General features: G+C 65.8%; 16 protein-coding genes. 12 read left to right on the forward strand and 4 right to left on the reverse strand.

Features of this window, described 5'->3' with window-relative positions:
* On the forward strand, positions 1–771 hold the full coding sequence (cobA, locus tag LSO07_RS12805; protein WP_151094608.1) for a uroporphyrinogen-III C-methyltransferase: 771 nt from the start codon (positions 1–3) through the stop codon (positions 769–771).
* Between the two features lie 11 nt (positions 772–782).
* Here the strand turns inward: cobA and LSO07_RS12810 are convergent, their stop codons facing one another.
* On the reverse strand, positions 783–1,745 hold the full coding sequence (locus LSO07_RS12810; RefSeq protein ID WP_225317452.1) for a cyclase family protein: 963 nt from the start codon (positions 1,743–1,745) through the stop codon (positions 783–785).
* Positions 1,746–1,883: 138 nt separating this feature from the next.
* On the opposite strand from LSO07_RS12810, the gene LSO07_RS12815 reads away from it, so the two are divergent.
* From LSO07_RS12815 to LSO07_RS12840, 6 genes are all read left to right on the forward strand, one after another.
* Positions 1,884–2,774 carry a LysR family transcriptional regulator gene (locus tag LSO07_RS12815; protein ID WP_092610783.1) on the forward strand — a complete coding sequence of 297 codons (891 nt, stop codon included), beginning with the start codon at positions 1,884–1,886 and terminating at the stop codon, positions 2,772–2,774.
* Positions 2,775–2,917: 143 nt separating this feature from the next.
* On the forward strand, positions 2,918–5,956 hold the full coding sequence (locus LSO07_RS12820; protein WP_151094612.1) for a CHASE domain-containing protein: 3,039 nt from the start codon (positions 2,918–2,920) through the stop codon (positions 5,954–5,956).
* A gap of 75 nt (positions 5,957–6,031) precedes the next feature.
* On the forward strand, positions 6,032–9,451 hold the full coding sequence (gene recC / locus LSO07_RS12825) for an exodeoxyribonuclease V subunit gamma (RefSeq protein ID WP_151094614.1): 3,420 nt from the start codon (positions 6,032–6,034) through the stop codon (positions 9,449–9,451).
* Entirely contained in the window at positions 9,448–13,107 is a 3,660-nt protein-coding gene (gene recB / locus LSO07_RS12830) for an exodeoxyribonuclease V subunit beta (RefSeq protein ID WP_151094619.1), read from the forward strand. The genes recC and recB overlap by 4 nt, the downstream gene beginning before the upstream one ends.
* The gene (gene recD, locus LSO07_RS12835) at positions 13,097–15,058 is read left to right on the forward strand and encodes an exodeoxyribonuclease V subunit alpha (protein WP_151094621.1); all 1,962 of its coding nucleotides are present in this window, start codon (positions 13,097–13,099) and stop codon (positions 15,056–15,058) included. Before recB ends, recD begins: the two co-directional genes overlap by 11 nt.
* Before the next feature lie 156 nt (positions 15,059–15,214).
* Positions 15,215–17,146 (forward strand): methyl-accepting chemotaxis protein, encoded by a 1,932-nt coding sequence (locus tag LSO07_RS12840; protein ID WP_151094623.1) that lies wholly within the window; start codon positions 15,215–15,217, stop codon positions 17,144–17,146.
* On the opposite strand, the gene LSO07_RS12845 is transcribed toward LSO07_RS12840, so the two are convergent.
* On the reverse strand, positions 17,143–18,042 hold the full coding sequence (locus LSO07_RS12845; RefSeq protein ID WP_151094625.1) for a LysR family transcriptional regulator: 900 nt from the start codon (positions 18,040–18,042) through the stop codon (positions 17,143–17,145). The two genes, LSO07_RS12840 and LSO07_RS12845, sit on opposite strands and share 4 nt — an antisense overlap.
* 109 nt (positions 18,043–18,151) lie before the next feature.
* Here LSO07_RS12845 and LSO07_RS12850 point away from each other — a divergent pair, with 109 nt between their 5' ends.
* On the forward strand, positions 18,152–19,084 hold the full coding sequence (locus LSO07_RS12850) for a DMT family transporter (RefSeq protein ID WP_151094627.1): 933 nt from the start codon (positions 18,152–18,154) through the stop codon (positions 19,082–19,084).
* On the opposite strand, the gene LSO07_RS12855 is transcribed toward LSO07_RS12850, so the two are convergent.
* The gene (locus LSO07_RS12855; RefSeq protein ID WP_034778183.1) at positions 19,085–19,963 is read right to left on the reverse strand and encodes a serine hydrolase; all 879 of its coding nucleotides are present in this window, start codon (positions 19,961–19,963) and stop codon (positions 19,085–19,087) included.
* 416 nt (positions 19,964–20,379) lie between these two features.
* Here LSO07_RS12855 and LSO07_RS12860 point away from each other — a divergent pair, with 416 nt between their 5' ends.
* Genes LSO07_RS12860 through LSO07_RS12870 form a run of 3 tightly spaced genes read left to right on the forward strand, consistent with a single transcriptional unit; the run spans position 20,380 to position 22,857 of the window.
* On the forward strand, positions 20,380–21,639 hold the full coding sequence (locus tag LSO07_RS12860) for a sensor histidine kinase (RefSeq protein ID WP_151094629.1): 1,260 nt from the start codon (positions 20,380–20,382) through the stop codon (positions 21,637–21,639).
* Positions 21,636–22,385: a LytR/AlgR family response regulator transcription factor gene (locus tag LSO07_RS12865; RefSeq protein WP_151094631.1), complete on the forward strand. Its 750-nt coding sequence runs from the start codon at positions 21,636–21,638 to the stop codon at positions 22,383–22,385. Before LSO07_RS12860 ends, LSO07_RS12865 begins: the two co-directional genes overlap by 4 nt.
* A gap of 43 nt (positions 22,386–22,428) precedes the next feature.
* Positions 22,429–22,857, forward strand: a complete 429-nt coding sequence (locus tag LSO07_RS12870; RefSeq protein WP_151094633.1) for a DsrE family protein — start codon at positions 22,429–22,431, stop codon at positions 22,855–22,857.
* 54 nt (positions 22,858–22,911) lie between these two features.
* On the opposite strand, the gene LSO07_RS12875 is transcribed toward LSO07_RS12870, so the two are convergent.
* Complete coding sequence (locus LSO07_RS12875; protein WP_034757699.1) at positions 22,912–23,130, reverse strand: TOBE domain-containing protein; 219 nt, start codon at positions 23,128–23,130, stop codon at positions 22,912–22,914.
* A gap of 170 nt (positions 23,131–23,300) precedes the next feature.
* On the opposite strand from LSO07_RS12875, the gene LSO07_RS12880 reads away from it, so the two are divergent.
* Positions 23,301–23,801: a hypothetical protein gene (locus tag LSO07_RS12880; RefSeq protein WP_151094635.1), complete on the forward strand. Its 501-nt coding sequence runs from the start codon at positions 23,301–23,303 to the stop codon at positions 23,799–23,801.
* Positions 23,802–23,846 lie beyond the last annotated feature (45 nt).

A 23,846-nucleotide genomic window follows, 5' to 3' on the forward strand; every position in this document is an offset into this window, starting at 1 on the left:
ATGGCACAACAAGGAAGCGTGACTTTGGTCGGCGCCGGCCCCGGCGACCCGGACCTGTTGACCATCAAGGCGGTGAAGGCCATCGCGCGGGCCGACGTGGTGCTGATCGACGACCTCGTCAACCCCGCCATGCTCGCGCATGCGGCACCCGGCGTGCGCGTGGTCGAGGTGGGCAAGCGAGGCGGCTGCGCTTCCACGCCGCAAGCCTTCATCGAACGCCTGATGCTGGCCGAAGCCCGCGCCGGCCTGCACGTGGTGCGCTTGAAAGGGGGCGACCCCTACCTGTTCGGGCGCGGCGGCGAAGAGCGCGCCTACCTGCGCAGCCACGGCGTGGCCGTCGAAGTGATCCCTGGCATCAGCAGCGGCCTGGCCGCGCCGTCCAGCATCGGCGTGCCGCTGACGCACCGCGGCTGGAGCCAGGGCGCCATCTTCGTCACGGGCCATGGCAAGGATAGCGCGTCCGAGCCGAACTGGGCGGCACTGGCGCAGAGCAAGCTCACCCTCGTCATCTACATGGGCGTGGCCAGGGTGGCCGCCATCCAGGCGGGCTTGCTGGCCGGCGGCATGGCGCCAGGCACGCCCGTGGCCGTGGTGCAGTCGGCCAGCTTGCCGGCGCAGCGCCAGTTGCTGAGTACCGTGCAAGCCTTGCCTGCCGACTTGCTGGCCAGCGGCCTGGGCAGCCCCAGCATCATCGTCGTGGGCGAGGTGGTGCGCTGCGCCGATGCCTGGGATGACCATGGCGCACAGGGCTTGCTGGCCGCGACCGTGTGATCCAGCGGAATTTAGCGGATCGGCAGCGCCACGGGACGGATGGGCGCCGCGTCGCCGCCACGGAATTTCAATGAAGCGCCGATGAAGGCAAACTGGTAGACCCTGTCGCGCGACAGCGCTTCCAGGTCGACCAGTTCCAGGATGGGCGTGCCCTGCTGCGCCAGCAGATAGGTGTGCACGGGCAGGTAATTGCCTGCCACTTCGGACGGAAACGCTTCGAAACTGAGGTTGTCCGCACCGACCACCATGGCGCCGCCATCTTCCACGAGGAATTTTGCCGCGTCCAGCGACAGGCCGGGGGGATTGGCCATGTACGCTTGCGCCTGCTCATAGTGCTGCATGCGGCCCGTGCGTATCAGCACCACGTCGCCTTTTTCCAGCGCGATCTTCTGTTTTGCCAGCGCCGCGCGCAAGTCTTGCCGCGTGACCCGGTAATTGTCGGGCAGCTGTTGTAATCCCTTGGCCACGGCCACGTCGATCAGCACGCCGCGCGCGACGATGGGCGGCAGTTTTTCGGCGCCCGTCACGGTCCAGCCCCGGTCGCCCAGGTATTGCTCTTCCGTAAAACCATTCCAGATCTTGCCGTTCAAGCCAAAGTGATTGAGGGCGTCGATATGCGTGCCCATGTGCGCATACATGGACACGGCCGAGCCCGTATAGCTGACGTGGCGGTTCATCTGTTCGCCCACGTTCATCGAGTCGGCCACCACGTTGCCCTTCGGCGTGTGCGTCATCCACATCTGGTAGGGCGGATCGCCGGCCGCCTGCCAGCTGGGCATGCCGACATAGAAATCGACGGCCAGGTCGTAGCTCTTGCCGCCGTCGATGCGCGCCAGGATGGCGGCGCGCGAGGCCGGTGTCATCAGGTTCAGGCGGCCGATCTCGTCTTTCGGCCCCCAGGGGCTGATGCCCACTTCCGGCAGGGCGGCGGCCGGGGCGGCCTGCACTGTGCCGGCCAGCAGCGCCAGCAGCATGGTGGTCAGGGTGGCGGATGGTTTGAACATGGGGTACTCCTTGCGTGACATGAATGAAGAAGCCTTCATCATATTATTTTCTAATTCATTGATAATCAGCGATAAAATAATAAGATATTCAACTGAAGGGAAAGAATCATGGATGTCCTGGCGCACATGCGCGTGTTTCGCAAGGTGGTCGAGCGCGACAGCTTCAGCAAGGCGGCGCTGGACCTGAACCAGTCGGCGGCAGCCATCAGCAAGCAGGTGCGCCAGCTGGAGGCGCATCTGGCGACCGTGCTGCTGGTGCGCACGACGCGGCGCATGAGTTTGTCGGACGGCGGGCGCGCCTATTATCTGGAATGCTGCCGCCTGCTCGATGAAATCGATGCGCTGGAACTGGCCACGCGCGGCTGCGCCGGCAAGGTGGCGGGGCGGCTGCGCGTGAATGCACCGCTGTCGTTTGGCCTGAAGGTGCTGTCGCCGCTGCTGCCGGTGTTCATGGCCCGCTATCCGGAAGTCAAAATCGAAATGACCCTGGACGACCGCCTGCGTGACGTGGTGGGCGAGGGCTATGACGTGTCGCTGCGCATCCGCGCCGCGCTGGCCGATTCGACCCTGGTGGCGCGCCGCCTGGGCGACGTCGAGCAGATGATTTGCGCGGCGCCCGCCTACCTGGCGCGGCGTGGCACACCCCGTCAGGCGCAGGATTTGCACGGCCACGATTGCCTGGCTTACCGCCTGGCCGACAGCCCCGGCATCTGGCAGCTGGCCGGCCCGGAAGGGAGCAGCAGCATCGTCCTGCCTGTGCGCTTTTCCGCCGACAGCAGCCTGCTGCTGGCCGACATGCTGGTGGCGGGCATCGGCGTGGGCGCGCTGCCGTCGTTCGTCGCCGCACCGCTGCTGGCCAGCGGCGCCCTGGTGCGCGTGCTGCCGTCGCACGGCATGGCCAGGCGCGGCGTGTATGCCTTGATGCCCGACGGGCGCCATGTGCAGGAAAAGGTGCGCGCCTTTTGCGACTTCCTGGCCGGTGAGCTGCGGGAGGCTTAAGCGCGCGTTGTTTTCCAGTGCAACCATCATGCGCGCTTTTTTTCTTGCACAAGCGCGTCTGGCAGGAGCTTTGATAGTATCCTCGTACTTGCTGGGTGGCCGGAGCGCCGCACATTCGAGGAAACCGGAATAAGCGATTGACAATGCACACTTTGAGCAAGGGCGGGGCGGGATCAGGCATCAGAATCTGGGCGGGTGGCTTGCTGCTGGCATTGGCGGTGGGCGGCGCCCTGTATGCGGGTGCGGCGCGCACGGTCAATGACGACGCCGAACAGCGTTTCGACAATCTCACGCATGGCGCCCAGCATAGCCTGGCCACGCGCGTAAAAAGCTATTCCGACCTGCTGCGCGGCCTCGAAGCCCTGTTCCGCACCAGCGAGCACCTGACGCGCCGCCAGTTCCACGATTACGTGGCCGGCCTCGATATCGCGCGCCAGTTCCCTGCCATCGAATCGGTCAATTACGCGGTGGCCGTCCCGTCGGCGCAGCGCGCCGCCTTCATCGAGGCCGTGCGCAAGGACACCAGCCTGGCGCCGCGCGGCTATCCCGCATTCACCATTCGACCGCCCGGCGAGCGGCCGGAATACGCGGTGCTCACTTACCTGGAACCCGACTCCCTGCTGGCCGAGCGCATGGGCGTCGATATCGGCGCCAACCCGCTGGTGGCGCAGGCCCTGGCGCAGGCGCGCGACAGCGGCGAGGTCGGCGCGTCGGGCCAGGTGATCATGATCAAGGGACCGCCCGCGCACGTGGGCCTGGGCATGCGCCTGCCCGTGTACCGCAATGGCATGCCGCAAGGCAGCGTGGCCGAGCGCCGCGCCGCCTATCAGGGATCCGTCGGCATCGGCTTTGGCGTGGCGCAGCTGGTGCACAGCGCACTCGAACGCAGCGCCCTGGAACCGCTGCACCTGACCCTGTACAGCGCCGCCGAGGCGCCGCCTGCCGACGGCGTCTGGCGCATCACGCCGCAGGACCGCCTGCTGTTCAACGACGGTGGCGACCTGACGGCCCTGCCGCCGCAGCCGGGCAGCGATGCCGACTATTTTGACCAGGTGCTGCCGGTGGCGTACCAGGGCGGCCTGTGGAAAGCCCATTTCCGCGTGCGCAAGGCGGAGCTGTACAGCCCCTTCGACCGCTATTTTCCATGGCTGGCGCTGGCCGTCGGCGTGGCCGGCACCCTGCTCATTTATGGCTATATCTTTACCTTGTACCGCTCGCGCCGCAACGCGGTGGCGCAGCGCACCTTGCTCGATACGGTGCTCGACAGCGTCGACGCCTACGTCTACATGAAGGATGCCGACCTGCGCTACCGCTACGTGAATGCGCGCACGGCGAAGATACTGGGCCGTTCGGCGGAGCAGCTGATCGGCCGCCAGGATGGCGAATTGATGCTCGGCGATGCGGCGGCATCCGCGCAGCGCACGGAGCGCCAGGTGTTCGACAGCGGCGCCAAGTTCGTCGGCGAGGAGCGCTTCGTCGATGCGCAAGGGCAGGTGCACCACCTGTGGAGCGTGAAGGTGCCGCTGGGCTTGCCCGGTCCCGTCACGGGCCTGATCGGCCTGTCCACCGACGTGACGGAACTGCACCGGCTGAAGGAGCAGGCCGACGCGGCCAGCCAGGCCAAGAGCGACTTCCTGTCGAACATGAGCCATGAAATCCGCACGCCGATGAACAGCATCATCGGCATGGCGCACCTGGCGCTGAAATCCGTGGCCGACGCGCGCCAGCGCGACTATCTGCAGAAAATCTTCCATTCGGGCCAGCATTTGCTGGGCCTGATCAACGACATCCTCGATTTTTCCAAGATCGAGGCGGGCAAGCTGGAACTGGAAGTGCTGGATTTCCGTCTCGACACCCTGCTGGCGAACATCGCCAGCCAGCTTGGCGATGCGGCCGCCGTCAAGGGCCTGGCACTGCAGTTCGATATCGCGCCGGAACTGACGCAGCGCTGGCGTGGCGACCCGCTGCGCCTGGAGCAGGTGTTGCTGAACCTGGCCAGCAACGCCATCAAGTTTTCCGACAATGGCAGCATCTTCGTGCGCGTGCGCCAGTCCGAGGAGCGGGGCAGCCACAGCATGCTGCGCTTCGAAGTGCAGGACCGGGGCATCGGCATGAACCAGGAAGAGGTGGCGCAGCTGTTCCGCTCCTTCCACCAGGCGGACCCGTCGACCACGCGCAAGTATGGCGGCAGCGGCCTGGGACTGGTGATCAGCAAGCAGCTGGTGGAGCTCATGGGCGGCAAGGTGGGCGTGTACAGCCAGCCTGGCCTGGGCAGCACCTTCTGGTTCACGGCGCGCCTGGAGAAGAGCACGCAGGCCAGCGACGAGCGCATCGCCGAAGTGGAGCCGGAAGTGCTGGGAGTGATACGCGGCGCGTCCATCCTGCTGGTGGAAGATAACGTCTTCAGCCAGCAGGTGGGCTGCGAATTGCTGGAAGACGCCGGCGCCACCGTCTGCGTCGCCTGCAATGGCCGCGAGGCGCTGGAATTGCTTGCCCACCAGCGCTATGACTGCGTGCTGATGGACGTGCAGATGCCGGAAATGGACGGCTTCGAGGCGACGCGCCGCATCCGCGCCGATCCGCAGCTTGCCGGCCTGCTGGTGATCGCCATGACGGCCAATGCGGGCAGCGAAGACCGCGCCCGCTGCCTGGCGGCGGGCATGGACGAATTCGTGACCAAGCCGATCGCCCCGAATCTGCTGTTTCACCTGCTGGCGAAATGGTTCCGCCTGCGTGGAGGGATTGGCGGCATCGGCCATGCGCGCGCGGGCGAGAGGCCGGCGGCAGCGCCGAAAGCGCCGCCAGCGGCCGCTTCGCCGGAATTGCGCGACACGGCCATCCTCGACCTGGCCACGCTGGCGCTCACGTTCAGCAATGACGCCGTGAAGATGCGCAAGTACACCCAGCTGTTTCTTGACACGGCGCGCGACGGCATCGCCGAAATGGAGCAGGCCATGGCGCTGGAAGACCTGGGGCGCCTGGCCGACCTGGGCCACCGCAGCAAATCGTCGGCGCTGGCCGTGGGCGCGCATGCGTTTGCGGGCCTGTGCACGTCGATCGAAGGCTTGCGCCTGGGCGGTGACCTGCAGCAGGCGCGCGCCTTGCTGACGGCGCTCGGGCCGGCGCTGGCGCAGGTGGCAGAACAAATTTCAGTGGAATTTGCCGCCAGCGACGCCCCCTGACCCAAGCAGCGGCGATAATATGCCTTTGACGTCTCTGGCCACCCGGCCGGAGGCGCGGCAACCCATCGGATCAGCATGCATACTCCCGTCACGCCCGGCCTCCTCATCCTGCATGGCAACCAGCTGGAACAGCTGCGCGCCGCTGTCTTCCAGTGGCTGCGCCAGCATCCGCTGGCGCCCCTGGAAACGGATATCTTCCTGGTGCAGTCAAATGGCGTGGCCGAGTGGCTGAAGATCGCCCTGGCCGAGGAGATGGGCGTGTGCGCCGCCACGCGCATCGCGCTGCCGGCGCGCCTGCTGTGGGAAAGCTACCGGGGCATGCTGGGGCGCGAGCGCGTCCCGCGCGTGTCGCCGTTCGACAAGTCCCCGCTGACGTGGCGTTTGATGCGCCTGTTGCCGTCCTTGCTGGCCGACCCGGTCTTCGCGCCGCTGCGCTACTTCCTTGCCGATGGCGATAGCGAGCGCCGGCTGCAGCTGGCCGAGCGGCTGGCCGATTTGTTCGACCAGTACCAGGTCTACCGCGCCGACTGGCTGGCCGATTGGGCGGCGGGTAGCGACCAGTTGCGCACGGCGCGCGGTGTATCCATCGCATTGAAGGAAGACCAGCGCTGGCAGGCGCAGTTGTGGCGCGCCGTGGCGGCCGACGTCGAGGCGTTCGAGCGCGACACGGGCCGCGCCGACATCCACGAGGCCTTCCTGGCAGCCATCGCCGCCGGCGATGCGCCTGCCGGCAAGCTGCCGCGCCGTGTCGTGCTGTTTGGCGTGTCGGCCTTGCCGTACCAGACCTTGCAGGCGCTGGCCGCGCTGGCGCGCCACACGCAGGTGGTGCTGGCCGTGCCCAATCCGTGCCAGTTTTACTGGGGCGACATCATCGACGGGCGCGACTTGCTGCGCGCGCAAAACAAGCGTCAGCGGCAGCGCAACGGCACCGACCTGGCGCAAATTCCGCTGGAAGAACTGCATGCGCACAGCCACCCGTTGCTGGCCAGCTGGGGCAGGCAAGGGCGCGATTTCATCCGCATGCTCGACGAATTCGACGAACACGCGCAAGCCGAGGGGCGCGACGACAGCCTGCGCATCGACCTGTTTGGCGAGGAAACGGGCGAGACCCTGCTGCAGCAGGTGCAGGTGGCCATCCGCGAACTGCGCCCGCTGGCCGAGCATGAGCAGGTGCCGCCCGAGCCAGGCGACCGCTCGATCGAATTCCACGTGGCGCACAGCGTGCAGCGCGAAGTGGAAGTGCTGCACGACCAGCTGCTGGCCATGTTCGCGCACAGCGCCCAGACGGGCTTGCGCCCGCGCGACGTGGTGGTGATGGTGCCCGACATCGACACCTTCACGGCTGCCATCCACGCCGTCTTCGGCCAGTACCGGCGCAATGACGAGCGCTTCATCCCGTTCGAGATCGGCGACGTGAAGGACCGCAGCGTCAATCCGCTGCTCGTCGCGCTCGAGTGGCTGCTGCAGTTGCCGCAGCAGCGCTGCCGCCAGAGCGAGGTGCGCGATTTGCTCGACGTGCCGGCGCTTGCCGCCCGCTTTGGCCTGCAGCCGGACGACCTGGCCACCCTGGGCGCGTGGATCGAAGGGGCCGGCGTGCGCTGGGGCCTGGACCAGGAACACCGCGCCGGCCTGGGACTGGGTGCGGCCGGCGAGCAGAATGCGTGGATCTTCGGCGTGCGGCGCATGCTGCTCGGCTATGCCAGCGGCAGTGGCGCCAGCTTTGGCGGCATCGAGCCGTATGCGGAAGTGGGCGGCCTCGATGCGGCGCTGGCGGGGTCCTTGGCGCAGCTGGTCGAGGCGCTGCTGCACTGGCGCACCGTGCTGGCGGGCGCCTGCACGCCAGCCGAGTGGGGCGTGCAGGCGCGTGCGCTGCTGGCCGCCTTTTTCGACGCCGACGACGAGGGCGACCGTTTGACCCTGGCGCAGCTGGAAGGCGCCTTGCAGGGCTGGCTGGAAACCTGCGAGCACGCGGGCTTTGTCGAGCAGGTACCGCTGTCCGTGCTGCGCGTGGCGTGGCTGGGCGCGCTGGACGAGCCGACCCTGAACCATCAATTCGTCTCCGGCGGCGTCACGTTTTGCACCCTGATGCCGATGCGCGCCGTGCCGTTCCGCGTCGTCTGCCTGCTGGGCATGAACGATGGCGATTTCCCGCGCCGCGCGCAGAAGGCCGATTTCGACTTGCTGGCGCTGCCCGGCATGGCGCGCCCGGGCGACCGCTCGCGCCGCGACGATGACCGCTATCTGATGCTCGAAGCCTTGCTGGCCGCGCGCGACAAGCTGTACGTGAGCTGGGTGGGGCGCAATGTGCGCGACAATTCCGAGCAGCCGCCGTCCGTGCTGGTGTCGCAGCTGCGCGATTACCTGGCCGCCGGCTGGTCGCTGGACCGGCACCTTGTATCGCTGACCACCGAGCATGCGCTGCAGCCGTTCAGCCGCCGCTATTTCGAGGCCGATGGCTTGCTGACCTACGCGCGCGAATGGCGCGTGGCGCATGCGGATGCGGATGCGCAGGCCGAGGAACTGGCGCTTGGCCCTTACGAGCTCGATCCCGGAATGCGTTTGAAACTGAGCGAGCTTGCCAGCTTTTTGCGCCAGCCCGTCAAATACTTTTTCCGCCGCCGCTTGAGCGTGTATTTCGCCGATGCGGCCATGCTGGGCGAGGATGAAGAGCCGTTCGGCCTGAATGCGCTCGAGCGCTATCTGCTGGAAGACACCATGCTGGACGACGGCGGCGCCGTCGAAGCGCTCGATGACGTGCGCGCCAGCCTGGAAGCGCGCGCGGAAAAGCTGGCGCGCGAAGGCGTGCTGCCCATCGGTCTGATCGGCCGGCAAGTGCAGGCGCAATTGGTCGAGGCGCTGGTGCCCGTGCGCAGCGCGTGGCTGTCCCTGCGCGCCTCGTTCCCGTACGCGGCCGAGAAGCGCGCCATCAACTTGCCGTTTGGCGAGCTGCAGATCGACGACTGGCTCGACAAATTGTGCAGCAACGGCCAGGACACTGCCTGGCTGATGCAGATTTCCTCGAAGGTGACGGACAAGGGCGGCCTGGCGCGCGGCGACAAGCTGATGCTGATGTGGCTGCGCCAGCTGGCCGCCGCCGCCCTCGGTTTCCCCGTCACCGGCTACCTGGTGGCGCGCGACGCCATCGTCAGCATGGCGCCGCTCGATCCGGCTACGTCGCGCGATGCGCTGGGCACCTTGCTGGCGCTGTGGCGCGAAGGCATGAACCATCCGCTGCCGACGGCGTGCAAGACGGGCCTCGCGCTGGTGCAGCAGGGCGACCCGCGCGCCGTCTACGACGGCGGCTTTGAAGTCTCCGGCGAGCGCGAAGAACTGTGCCTGGCGCGCCTGTGGCCCGAGTTTTCCGCATTGGCTGCGGAAGAAGCCTGGGAAGACTGCACGCGCGAGCTGTATGGCCCGCTGGCCGACTGGCTGCAGGAACACATCACGATCGACCCTATCAGCGCGCCCGCAGACGGCGCGGGAGAAGAACCATGACGAGCCATCTGCTCAACCCCCTGGCGTTCCCGCTGCACGGCTCGCGCCTGATCGAAGCGTCGGCCGGCACGGGCAAGACCTGGACCATCGCCGCGCTGTACGTGCGGCTCGTGCTGGGGCATGGCGACGACGACAGCCGTTTTACGCGTCCCCTGCTGCCGGCCGACATCCTCGTGATGACGTTTACCCGTGCCGCCACGCGCGAATTGTCGAACCGCGTGCGCGAGCGCCTGATCGAGGCGGCCGCCTATTTCCGCCACGAGTCCGGCGGCAGCGACCCCTTTCTCGACGCCTTGCTCGAATCCTATCCGGACGAGAGCGAACGGCAAAAGGCCGCGCACCGGCTGATGCTGGCCGCCGAGACGATGGATGAAGCGGCCATTTTCACCATCGACGCCTGGTGCCAGCGCATGCTGCGCGAGCACGCGTTCGACAGCGGCAGCCTGTTCGACGAAGAACTGGTCAGCGACGAGCAAGCCCTGTTCGAGGATGCGTCCCACGATTACTGGCGCCAGCAAGTCTATCCCTTGCCGCCGCAGGCGCTCGACGTGCTGCTGGCCTGCTGGCCCGACGTGGGGGCGCTGAAGAAGGGCGCGCGCGAGCTGGCGCGCCGCGCGGACATCATGGGCATGGCGGACGAGGAACCGTTGTCCGCGCTGATCGCGCGCGAACAGCGGGCGCTGGCCGCGCAGCTGGCCACCCTGAAGGCGGGATGGGTCGAGCGCGTGGACCAGATGGCCGCCTGGATCAACGACCACCGCGCCGCCAATCCCAAGTGTTTTAACGGCGTCAAGATGAAGCCGGAGAACCTGGCGAAGTGGTTCGATGGCTTGCGCCGCTGGGCGCAAGACCCGCTGCTGCTGCAGCCGGCCATCACGGCCAAGGCGTGGGAGAGATTGACGCCGTTCGGCATCGAGGATGCGTTTGCCAAGAATTTCACGGCGCAGGTGCCCGAGTGCTTCGAGCATACGGAAGGGCTGGGCATCGCCCTGGCCGGCCTCACGCCGCTGGCGCACAAGCTGCACCTGCATGCGGCGGCGGCCATCGCGCGGCGCATGGACCAGTTAAAACGCCAGTCGCGCCAGTTCGGCTTTGCCGACATGCTGCAGCGCCTGCACGACGCGCTGGCCGGCGAAAATGGCACGGCCCTGCGCCAGCGCATCATCGACCAGTATCCGCTGGCCATGGTCGATGAATTCCAGGATACGGCGCCCGCCCAGTACCAGATTTTCAATCTGCTGTACCGCATTGCCGACAACGATCCGGCCCTGGGCCTGTTCCTGATCGGCGACCCGAAACAGTCGATCTACGGCTTTCGCGGCGCCGACATCCAGAGCTACCTGGCGGCGCGGCGCGCGACGACGGGACGCCATTACCAGCTGGGCACCAACTACCGTTCGACGGCGCCGCTGGTCGCGGCCGTCAACCAGCTGTTCCTGCACGCCGAGCGCGCCGAAGTGCCGCTTGGTGCCTTCCGCTACCGGAAAAATGGCGAGAACCCGCTGCCGTTCGAAGCCGTCGATGCCAAGGGCCGCGCCGAATACCTGGTGAACGCCAGCGGCCCGCTGCCGGCCCTGCTGGCCGCCTGCGCCAGCGATGAAGGGCTGCGCGGCGACAGCTACCGCGAGTATTTCGCGCAGCACTGCGCCGAACACATCGTCGCCATGCTGGGCGACCCGCAGGCGGGCTTCGATGGCCCCGACGGTTTTACGCGCCTGCAGCCGGCCGATATCGCCATCCTCGTGCGCGACCGCAAGGAAGCGGCGGCCATCCGCCGCGCGCTGGCGCGCCGCCGGGTCGCCAGCGTGTACCTGTCCGACAAGGATTCCGTCGTCGACAGCGAGGAAGCGCAAGATGTGCTGCGCTGGCTGGCGGCGCTGGCCAATCCCCTCGACGGGGGACTGGCGCGCGCCGCCTTTGCCACGCGCACCATCGGCCTGTCGCTGGGCGAGCTGGCGCGCCTGTCCAGCGATGAACTGGAATGGGAACGCAGGGTCGAGCAGTTGAAGGCCTTGCACCTGATCTGGCAGCGCCAGGGAGTGCTGGCCATGCTGCGCCGCTTCATCCACGAGCTGCAATTGCCCGCCATGCTGCTGCAGCAGACGGGCGGGGAGCGGCGGCTGACGAATCTGCTGCACCTGGCTGAACTGCTGCAATCGGCCAGCCGCCAGCTCGATGGCGAGCAGGCGCTGATACGCTGGCTGGCCGAGCAGATCGCCGGCGAAGGCGAGGGCGGCGACGAGCGCGTGCTGCGCCTGGAAAGCGATGCGGAGCTGGTCAAGGTCATCACCGTGCACAAATCCAAGGGACTCGAATACCCGCTGGTCTATTTACCGTTTGCCGTGACGGCGCGCAAGGTGGATAAACGCAACCGCAGCTTCTTCGATTATGCGGGCGAGGATGGCGAACGTCGCCTCGACCTGTCCTTGTCCGACGAGGCCATGGCGGCGGTCGAAGAGGCGCGCATCGAGGAAGACTTGCGCCTGCTGTACGTGGCGCTGACGCGCGCGCGCCACTTCCTGTGGCTGGGCGTGGCCGCCCAGGCGGCGCGCAAGGCGGGCGAGAACACCTTGCACGAATCGGCGCTCGGCTACCTGCTGACGGGCGGCGACAAGCTGCCGGCGGAGCAATTGCTGTTGCGCTGGCAGCAGGTGGCGGGTGACTGCGACGCCATCTACGTGGCTTCTTTGGCGCAGCCCGATGCCTGCACGGTGCTGGACCGGGTCGAGCGGCGCCCCGAGCTGCGTCCCGCGCCCGTGTTCGTGGGCGAGTTCGAGCGCGACTGGTCGGTGGGCAGCTTTACGTCGCTGACGCGCCAGATCGGCGCCGTGGCGGCCGCACACGTGCCGCAACGGGCGCTGGAGGAAACCCTGCTGGAAGATGGCACGGCTGTCGCCGTGACTTCGCCGATGCACATGGGCGACGCGCCATGGCACCGCTTCCCACGTGGCTCCGTGCCCGGCAATTTCCTGCACGAGCAGCTCGAGTGGATGGGCAGCGAAGGTTTTGACAGCGTCCACGAGGCGCACTTCGACACGCGCCTGGCCGCGCGCTGCGAGCGGGCCGGCTGGGGCCATCGCCAGGAAGACGCCATCGCCTGGCTCAGGGAAATCGCCCTCACGCCGTTGCCGCTGCTCGATGCGTCGCTGTCGCAGCTCGATAGCACCCTGTCCGAGATGGAGTTCTGGTTCCCCAGCGAGCATTTGTCCACGGGGGCGCTCGATCAGCTGTGCACGCGCTTGCTGCTCGATGGTGCGCCGCGTCCCGTGCTGCCGCGGCGCCAGCTGCATGGCATGCTGAAAGGCTTTGCCGACCTGGTCATCGAACGGGATGGTCGCTACTGGGTGCTTGACTACAAGTCGAATGCGCTGGGCGCCAACGACGGTGCCTACCACACGCAGGCGCTGGCGGCCGGCATGGCGCAGCACCGCTACGATATCCAGGGCGCCATCTACATGCTGGCCCTGCACCGCCTGCTGAAAAGCCGGCTCGGTGATGCCTATGATGCGGCTGAGCACCTGGGCGGCGCCATCTTCCTGTTCTTGCGCGGCATAGCGAATGCGGATACACATGGCTGCTACTGGCTGGCGCCGCAACTGGAATTGCTGGACGGCCTCGATCAACTGTTAGAAGAAACGGAACACCATGCAGCATGACGCACAGATGAACGCCTTGTTTGCCCATGTCGACGGCGTCGCCGAGGATGGCCATCTGCGCCGCCTGAGCGCCGCCTTTGCCCGCTTCATCGCCAGCCTGGACGAGAATGCGCCGCATGCGCCCGCCGTGGCCGTGGCGTGCGTGGTGCTGTCCGAGTTGGAAGGACGGGGGCACAGTTGTTTGATGCTGTTTGAGCTGGCCAGCGAACCGTCGCAGTTGCTGGGCTGGAGCGAGGAGCTGTGGCATGCCGTGCTGGCCGTCTCCGGTCCGCTGCCGGACAGCGTCGATGGCTGGCGCGCGCTGCTGGCCGGCGCGCCGCAAGTGTGGCAGGTCGGTGCGGCCGATGCGCGCCAGCCGCTGGTGCTCGATGGCGACCGTTTGTATCTGCGCCGCTACTGGCGCGACGAAAGCCTGGTGGGCGAGAAAATCGCCCTCCGCGCGCAGGATTTGACTAATCCCCCGCTGGCACAGGTGCGGCAATGGCTCGACATCCTGTTCGACCAGCCCGCGCAGGATGGTGGCCCGGACTGGCAAAAAGTGGCGTGCGCGATCGCCCTGCGCGGCAAGGTGGCCATCATCACGGGCGGGCCGGGGACGGGCAAGACGTACACGGTGGCGAGCCTTTTGACCTTGCTGTTTGCCGTCTCGCCGCAGCCGGAGCAGCTGCGCATCGCACTGGCCGCGCCCACGGGCAAGGCGGCCGCTCGCCTGAAACAGTCGATCGACAAGGCGCTGGAAGGCTTGGCGGCGAAGGCGGGCGATGCCTTGCCCCTGCAGGAACTGGCGCGGCGCATGGGGGCGGCCCGCACCCTGCATAGTTTGCTGGGGGCGCGGCCCGAGACGCGCGCCTTTGCGCATCACGCGGGCAATCCGCTCGACGTCGATGTGCTGATCGTCGATGAAGCGTCGATGGTGCACTTGGAGATGATGGCCAGCGTGCTCGATGCCTTGCCGTCCAAGGCGATCCTGATACTGCTCGGCGACAAGGACCAACTGGCGTCCGTGGAAGCGGGCGCCGTGCTGGGCGACTTGTGCCACGATGCGCAGGCGGGCGGCTACACGGACGCCACCATCGCGTATGCGCAGGCGGCCAGCGGCGTGGCCATACCCGCTGATTTTGCCGGTGCCGCCGGCGCGCTGGCGCAGCAGACGGTGATGCTGCGCCACAGCCACCGCTTCAGCGGTCCGATCGGCGAGCTGGCGCTGGCCGTGAATGGCGGCAGGCCCGATCTGGCCAAAGCGTGCTTCGCCGGCGACAGCGGCGGCCAGCTGGCGTGGAGCGTGCCGGCGCAGCAGGAAGACGTGCTGCGCCTGGCCTTGCGCGGACGCGCCGACGCACCGGGCGGCTATCAGCCTTACCTGGCGCTGGTGAATGCCGGCGGCGAAGGCTACGCGCAGCATGACGACTGGGTGCGCGCCGTGCTGCACAGTTTTGAATCGTTCCGCATCCTGTGCGCCGTGCGCGAAGGCGAGTGGGGTGTGGCGGGCCTGAACACGGCCATCGAACTGCGGCTGGAAAAGGATGGCTTGATACGCCGCACCGAATGGTATGTGGGCCGTCCCGTGATGGTCACGCGCAACGACTACGGCACCGGCGTGTTCAATGGCGATATCGGCTTGACCTTGCGCGATCCTGCGCGGCCCGGCTCCCTGCGCGTGTATTTTTTGGAGGGCGAGAACGTGCGCAGCGTGCTGGCCACGCGCCTGCGCCACGTGGAGACGGCGTTCGCCATGACGGTGCACAAATCGCAGGGCTCGGAATTTCGCCACACGGTGCTGGTGCTGCCGCAGGAAGGCGGCGCCATGCTGGCACGCGAACTGGTCTACACGGGCATCACGCGCGCACGCGACTTCTTTACCCTCGTCTCGCCCACGCAGGCCGTGCTGTTCGACGCGATCCTGCGCCGCACGCAGCGGGCCAGCGGCTTGAGGGGGCTGATCCGCGGGTAGGTTGACAGGGTTCGATAGGTTTCCGTACGGAAATATATGTGTTGTATTCCGAATATTGATGAAAATTGTTCCGATTTTTGTGTGAAAATGCTTGCGTAGAGAAAGCGGTGCAACAGCACTGTTTCACGCCATTAAAATCGAAACGAGGAGTCCATCATGTTGTCTTCCCTTCGCACGCGGCTGGTGCTCATTTGCGTGGCCATTGTCGTACTGTCCATGCTGGCCTTGTCGGTTGCCAATTACGTGACGACGCGCAGCAGCATGCTGGCGTCGTCGGATCAGCAGATGCAGCAACTGCTGCAAAGCCAGTCGGCCGTGCTGGCGCAATGGGTCGATGGCAAGAAAAAGGTCATGGCATCCGTTGTCATGTCCGCCGAGACGCCCGATCCGCTGCGCGCCTTCCAGATCGCGGAAAAGGCCGGCGATTTTGCGGAAGTGTTCATCGGCTATGCGGACAAGCGTTCCGTGTTTACCCATCCGGGCCGCCCGGCCGATTTCGATCCCACGGCGCGCGCCTGGTACACGGACACCGTCAAGGCGGGCGTGCCGATGCTGACGCCGCCATACGTGGACGCGGCCAGCCACAAGCTGGTGGTGTCGTTTACGGCGCCCGTCGGCCCGAAAGAGGCGCTGCTGGGCGTGGCGGGCGCGGACGTGCTGCTCGATACGGTGATCGCCAACGTGGTGGCGATCAAGCCGACCCCGCACAGTTTTGCCTTCCTTGTCGACCAGAGCGGCACCATCATCGCCCATGCGAACAAGGACCTGAGCCTGCAGCCGGTGGCAAAACTCGATGCGGCGCTGTCGGCCGCGCAGGTCAACCGCCTGGAAAGCACGCGCACGAGCGAGGCCGTGCGCCTCGATGAGCGCGACGGCATGCTGTACGTCACGCGCGTGGCGGGTACCGACTGGCTGCTGGCCGTGGTGCTCGACCAGCAGGAAGCCATGCAAGCCTTGCAGACGATGCTGACGACGGCCACCGTCACTGCCGCGCTGCTGACCGGGCTGGCGGCGCTGCTGCTGTCGCTGCTGGTCTTCAAAATGCTCAAGCGCCTGGAGCTGGTGCGCGACGCGCTCGACGACATCGCTTCGGGCGAAGGCGATTTGACGCGCCGCCTCGACGCTTCCGGCGTGGATGAACTGGCGCAGATCGCCGGCGCCTTCAACCGCTTCATCGACAAGATCGCCGCCGTTCTCGTGAAAATCCGCACGGCCAGCGAATCTGTCAAGGTTTCCTCGTCGGAAATCGCCGCCGGCAACCAGGACCTGTCGTCGCGCACGGAACAGCAAGCCAGTTCGCTGGAAGAAACGGCCGCCTCGATGGAAGAGCTGACCAGCACCGTGAAACAGAATGCGGACAATGCGCGCCAGGCCAACCAGATGGCGCAATCGGCGTCCGGCGTGGCCAGCAAGGGCGGGCAAGTGGTGGCGCAGGTGGTCGATACCATGGCCTCGATCAACGATTCGTCGAAGAAGATCGTCGACATCATCAGCGTCATCGACGGCATCGCCTTCCAGACGAATATCCTCGCGCTCAACGCGGCCGTGGAGGCGGCGCGCGCGGGAGAGCAGGGACGCGGTTTTGCCGTGGTGGCGACGGAGGTGCGCAGCCTGGCGCAACGCTCCGCCGGCGCGGCGAAGGAAATCAAGCTGCTGATCGACGATTCGGTGGGCAAGGTCGATTCGGGCGCGCGCCTCGTCGACGAGGCTGGCGCGACGATGCAGGAAATCGTCGACAGCGTGCGCCGCGTAACCGACATCATGGGCGAGATCACGGCCGCCAGCGCCGAGCAGAGTTCGGGCATCGAGCAGGTCAACCAGGCCATCGCGCAGATGGACCAGGTGACGCAGCAGAACGCGGCGCTGGTGGAAGAGGCTGCGGCTGCGGCGGAAAGCCTGCAAGACCAGGCCAGCACGCTGGCGCAGGTGGTGGGCGTGTTCAAGCTCGATGAGGGGCAGGCGCCGCCGCAGCAGCGGCAACCCGTTCGGCCCGTGGTGCGCGCAGCGATGGCGCCGCGCCTCGCCAGCACTCCGGCAAAGGCGGCGGCCGTCAGGCCGGAGCGCAGCGAGGAGTGGGAGACGTTCTAGGCGCGCCGGGGCGCCAGGGTCGGCGCCATCTGCCTGGCCACCTCAAAAAAGGCGTTGGTGGCGGGCGTGTTCTGGCGCCGGTCGCGCACGGCCAGGCCCACCTTGCGGCTGACGGGCGGATTGAGCGGCAGGGCGACCAGTTCCGGATATTGCTCCCGCAGGCGCTGCGGCAGGGCCAGTTCGGCCACGATGGACAGGCCGTCGCCGCGGCTGACCATGTCGAGGATGGTGATCACCTGGCTGATGCGGTAGGGCACGTTCGGCTGCAAGCCCGTGTTGGCGAACAGCGGTTCGATCAGGCAGGCGCAGCCCGCCTCGGACATGATGAACGGCCCTTCGCACAATTGGGCCAGGGTGATGGCGGTTTCGCCGGCCAGCGCATGGCTGCGCGGCACCAGCGCCATCATCTGGTCTTCCACCAGCGGTGCCGTATCGAAGCGCTCGTCGGGCAGCACGACGAAGCCGACATCGACCCTGCGTTCGCGTATCCACTGCACCACTTCATGGTCTGCACCCTCGTCGATGCGCAAGTCGATGCCCGGATAGCGCAGGCGGAACTGGGCCGTGATGGCCGGCAGCAGGTTCAGCGATGACGTGGGACCGAAGGAGCCGATGCGCAAGGTGCCCTGGCGCTGGCCCAGCACGTCGGCCGCTTCCTGGCGCATGGCCTCCGACAAGCCGAGGATTTCGCGCGCGCGCACGAGCAGCTGGCGGCCCACGTCCGTCAGTTCGGCCGACGCCTGGTGGCGCACGATCAGATCCACGCCCATCTCCTTTTCCAGCGCCTTCAAGGCGTGCGAGACGGCCGACTGGCTGATGCCCAGCTGCGCGGCGGCGGCGGAAAAGCCGTGCAATTCGGCCACCAGGGTAAAAATTTCCAGTTGCGTGAAGGTCATGGTGTGGTTTTGTTGAGTTATGAGTATTTACTCATTATTTCATGAGTTAATATTAGTATTAATATATATGGACACCACCCGCCGCGCAAGCGGCCATACAGGATATTTCATGTCTTCTTCCGCCATACCATCAGCCGCCTTGCCTTCCGTGCAATCGCCGCTCGTCTACATCAAACTGATCTTTGTCGCCCTGTTCTGGGGCGGCACCTTCATCGCGGGGCGCGTGCTGGCGCAGCAGATGCCGCCCATGACGGCCGCCAGCGGGCGCTTCGGCGTGGCCGTGCTGTTGCTGGTCATGCTGGCATGGAAACTGGAAGGGGGCTTGCCGCGCCTGGACCGCAAGCAGCTGGCAACGACGGCCGCGCTGGGCCTGACGGGCATCTTTTTATACAACCTGTGCTTCCTGGCGGCCCTGTCGCGCATGCCGGCGGGGCGCACGGCCCTGTTCGTGGCCCTGAATCCCATCGTCACGGCGCTGGCCTCGGCCATGCTGTTCCGCGAACGGCTCGGTTCCTTCAAGTGGCTGGGCATCATGCTGGCGTTTTGCGGCACGGCCATCGTCATCACGCGCGGCGATCTCGCCGGCGTGCTGCACGGCACGGGCGGCGGCATCGGCATGGGCGAGGTGTTCATGTTCTGCGGCATTTCCAGCTGGGCCGCCTATACCCTGATCGGCCGGGTCGCGCTGAAGGGCTTGAGCCCGATTGCCGCCACCACGTATGCGTCGATGTGGGGCCTGGCCTTTTTGCTGGTGGGGGCGGCCGTGGAATTTCCGAGCGTGCCATGGCACAGCTTTGGCTGGCAAGTGTGGGCCGCCATCGGCTACCTGGGCGTGTTCGGCACGGTGATCGGCTTTGTCTGGTATTACGAGGGCGTGAAGGCGCTGGGCCCGTCGCGCACGGCCGTCTTCAACAACCTCGTGCCCGTGTTCGGCATCGTGCTGGCGGCGGTGCTGCTGGGCGAGCCCGTGCTCGTCTCGATGCTGGTGGGCGGCGCGGTGACGATTGCCGGCGTGGTAATGACCAACCGGCAAGCGAAGTAATTAGCGGGCGCGGCGGCGTTTACTTGGCTTCGCCGGCGCCTTCTTGTGCCGGCTGACCGAGGCGCGCATCACTTTCGGTTCTTCGATGCCGTTTTCGGCCGCCAGCATGCGGCGGATGTTGACGGCGTCCATGGCGCGCACGGAATTGGCGCGCGCGTTGAGCAGGATCATGGTGGCGAACTTGCCGGCCGACTTGATGCGCATGATCAGGCAACGGCCCGCTTCATTCGTGTAGCCCGTTTTCGACAGGCCGATATCCCAGCCCTTGGCACCCACCAGGCGGTTCGTGTTGTGGTATTCCACGTCGCGGCCCTTGATCTGGATCACGTCCTTCGAATCCGTCGTGATGCGGCTGATTTCCGGGTAGCGCGAGGCGGCCACGGCCATCTTGACGAGGTCTGCTGCCGTCGACTGGTTGTTCGGCGACAAGCCCGTCGGTTCTTCGATCACGGTCTGGCGCATGCCTAGGGCCTTGATCTTGGCGTTGACGGCCACGGCAAATGCGGTGGGGCCGCCGGGGAAAGTGCGCGCCAGCGAGGCGGCGGCGCGGTTGTCGGACGACATCAGCGCCAGTTGCAGCACGTCATGACGGCTTAGTGTGGCGCCCACGGGCACGCGCGAGGTGCTGTGTTTCAAGGTATCGACATCCTCACGGTCGATGCTGATCTCTTCCTGCATATTCGCTTTGGAGTCGAGCACGACCATGGCCGTCATGAGTTTGGTCAGCGAGGCGATGGGCACCACCACGTTGGAATTTTTTTCAAGCAAGACTTTGCCTGTGCCGTCTTCGACCACCAGTATCGACTGGGAACCGAAGGGCACGGCGATGGCCGCTGTCGAAAGCGTCATCAGCACCGCGGCGAACATTTTTTTGAGCATGGGATTGTATGTGGGAAAGCAGTTTTGGGGCGCCATCGTGGGCGCTGCGCGCAAATCCGGAAACGGGCCGCGCGGGGACGCGGCGTGTATCTCGGAGGCAATATTTGCCAAGCTTAAACAATACCATTAAAGATCAAGCGATGTCTACGGTACAGGCCCGCGACAAGCGGTGTTGCGGCCAATTTGGCAAATAAATGGGGCTAATCTTGCCGTAGTGAAAATTGTTACGCAATTATTGATTTCGCCTTGGAAACTTCGTATTATTTCAGCAATATTGGCAGCGAGGGTCTGGTAGGCGCCATGTACCTCGTCGTTGATGCCTGTCCCTTCGTGCTTCGTCGCCCCGCGCTATGCCCTGCCACGGGGGCGCCGTAGACTGCGTTCATGCCTGATTGACACGACAAGGAGAACGCAGCATGTGGAAAAAATTTGCCGGATGGTATCGCTGCTACGACGATGAAACCCTCAGGGTGCTCGCGCATCCGGACACGGCGGCCCAGTTGCCCAATGGCTGGCGGCGCTGGGTGGCGTTGCGGCTGATCACCCTGACGCCGATCGAGCGCCAGCAGTTTCATGACTTCATGCTGAAATATCGCGGCGCCGGCTTTTATATCGCGGCGGCCAGGCTGATGCTGTTGTTCAGTCTTATCGGCGTCGCGCTGCATTTGCTGCTGCCCGACAAGGTGGGCTGGACCAAGGCCGTGGTGCTCAGCAATGTTCTGGGCCTGGCGATGGCCTGGGGTGTACTGGGGGTGTGGTTCAATTACCGCAAGCTGGCGCAGAGGAAGCTCAAGACGCTGTTGCTGCTGCTGGTGCCGGCCCTGGCAGGCGTGGCGATAGGCGTGCTGCGCGCCATGTTGGAAGGTGATAGTTCCATCGGTACGGCGCTCGGGCGCGGCGTGCGCGTTGGTGGCTGGGCCGCGCTGACGGCCGGACTGGTCTACATGGTACCGATGACCATCGTCGCGATCTGGCGCAACCGCCAGTACGAAGCGCTGGCCCTGCAGTTGCAGCAGGATGCCGAGCGCGACCGCCTGGCGCGCGAACTGAGCGAATCGCAGCTGCGGCTGCTGCGCGCGCAGATCGAGCCGCATTTTCTGTTCAATACCCTGGGCGCCGTGCAGCAGCTGGCCGAGCAGGGAGTGCAAGGCGCCGGCCGGGCCGCGGCATTGACTGCCGACCTGATCGCCTTTTTGCGCGCCAGCATGGCGGAGATGCGCAGCGAGCAAGTGCCGCTGCAAAGCGAGTTCGACATGGTGGCCGCGTATTTGCGCGTGATGCAGGCACGCATGGGCTCCCGCCTGCGCTATGCGCTGGACTTGCCGGCCGAATTTGCACACGCGACGATTCCCAGCATGATCTTGCTGACCCTGGCGGAAAATGCCATCAAGCACGGTATTGAACCGTCCTTGCGCGGCGGCGAGATCAGCCTGTCGGCGCTGCGGGTGGACGGCATGCTGCGCTTGCGCGTGCAGGACACGGGCATGGGCTTGCCGGCAAGCGCTGCGGGCAGCGCGCCGGAAGGCGGCCTGGGCCTGGAAAACGTGCGCAGCCGGCTGTCGCTGTCCGATCCGTCCGCCAGCCTGACCCTGCGCGACGGCGAAGAGGGCGGCGTGATCGCCGAGATATTGCTTCCCATTAAAATTGCATCCAGCCTGAAAGAACTTGCCGCATGAATGCCACCATCCTGATCGCCGAAGACGAACCCCTGATGCGCGAACGCCTGCAAACGATGCTGGCGCTGGCCTGGCCCGAGGCGCGCATCGTGCTGGTGGCGGAAAACGGCAACGATGCCTGGGACGGTTTCCTCGAGCATGAGCCGGACGTGGTCTTCCTCGATATCCGCATGCCTGGTCTGTCGGGCCTGGAAGTGGCCGAGCGCATCGGCACGCGGGCGCACGTGGTGTTTGTCACCGCGTATGACCAGTATGCCGTCGATGCCTTCGACGCGGGCGCCGTCGATTATCTGTTGAAGCCCGTGCAGGCCGAGCGCCTGCAGCGCGCGCTGTCCCGGCTGAGCGACAAGCTGGGCGCGCAGCCGGCGGACATGGCCCACTTGCTGCAATCGCTGCGCGCGGCGCTGCCGGCGGCGCCGCGCGAAAAACTGAAATGGATCAGGGCCAGCGTGGGCAAGCAGATCCGCCTGATCGACATTGACGACGTGCTGTTCTTCCAGGCCGACACCAAGTACACGCGCGTGGTGCTGGCCGGCTCGGAAGCGCTGGTGCGCACGCCGCTGAAGGATTTATTGGGCGGCCTCGATCCGGAACAGTTCTGGCAAATCCACCGCGGCACCATGGTCAACGTGAAAGCCATCGAGGCGGCCGAACGCATCGACGCCGAGCGCATGCAGGTGCTGCTGCGGGGCAGCACGGAAAAGCTGCCCGTCAGCCGCACGTTTACGTATTTGTTCAGAGATTGATATGATGGCAATGTTTTTAATCTGCCACTGAAATGGACATCTCATGACAATCTTGCGCCGCTGGTTCTCCGCCATCCTTCTTTCCTTGTTCGCTTGCACTGCCGCCACGGCAGCGCAGAAGGAGGAAAAGGTGGTGTATCACGTCAATGACGCCAGCAATGCCACGGCTGCGCTGAAAAATATCCGCAATCACCTGGACGCCAGTCCCCAAGCCACCATCGTGCTCGTCGCGCATGGTCCCGGCATCGATTTCCTGCTCGATGGCGCCGTCGACAAGAATGGCACTCCGTATGACGCAGTGGTGCGCGAGCTGACCAGGCGCGGCGTGAGCTTTCGTGTCTGCAATAACACCTTGCAAGGACGCAACATCGACCGCCAGCGCGTGCTGCCCGACGCCGTCATCGTGCCCTCGGGCGTGGCCGAGCTGAGCCGCTTGCAGTGGCAGGAAGGGTATGCGTATATCAAGCCCTGACGCACGCGCCGCTGCCGGATGGCAAGGGGCGCGGCGTTAGCGGGTGGGTAACCCTTACTGGATCTTGGCGATCGACACTTCCGTCGATTTCACCAGCGCGATGACTTCGCTGCCCACTTTCAAGTCCAGGTCCTTGATCGAGCGCGAGGTGATCACCGAGGTGACGATGCCGTGCGGCGTTTCCACGTCCACTTCCGAGACCACGGGCCCAAAGATGATTTCCTTGATCTTGCCGCGAAACTGGTTGCGTACATTCACTTCCGAGATAGCCATGATATTTCCTTTGAGCCCGTAATACGCCATGCGGCGCGACAAGGCCAGAGTACGGCGCGCGCACGCTTTTGACCACGAATCGATGCGCATATCGATATGCGCAAAGTGTGCGCCAGCGCTGCTGCAAGCATATTATTCGCCTATACTCAAGCATCTACCGGAGGTGTGCCATGCGTCCATTCCTGCTGTCGCTCTTGCTGCTGCCCCTGCTGTTGTCCACCTCGGCCGTGCTGGCGCAACCCATTGCCGCCCTGCAACCGATGGCTTTCCTGGCCGGGCATTGCTGGAAGGGCGAGTTCCCTGGCGGGAAGCAAACGGATGAGCACTGTTTCCAGTGGCTGTATGGCGGCCAGATGCTGCGCGACGTGCACACGGTGCGCAGCCCCGGCAAGCCCGACTACGTGGGCGAAACCACGTATTACCACGATCCCGCCGCAGGCAAGGTAGCCTTCCTGTATGTGGAGAATAGCGGCGGCCATAGCCGCGGCACGATGCTGCCGGCGGACGGCGGCCTCGACTTTCCCGCCACGCAATACGTGGGCGCGAATGGCAAGACGCTGACCTATCGCGTGCGCTGGACGCCGTCGGGTGATGCCTATGAGGCGGCCAGCGAGATGCTGGTGGACGGGCGCTGGGCGCCGCAATTCAAGCTGCTGCTGAAGAAGCAGTGATGTGTGGCTGCATAAAAAAACCGGGACATGTCCCGGTTTTTTTTA

The sequence above is a fragment of the Janthinobacterium sp. PLB04 genome (genome assembly GCF_021165895.1).
Taxonomy (GTDB): domain Bacteria; phylum Pseudomonadota; class Gammaproteobacteria; order Burkholderiales; family Burkholderiaceae_D; genus Janthinobacterium; species Janthinobacterium lividum.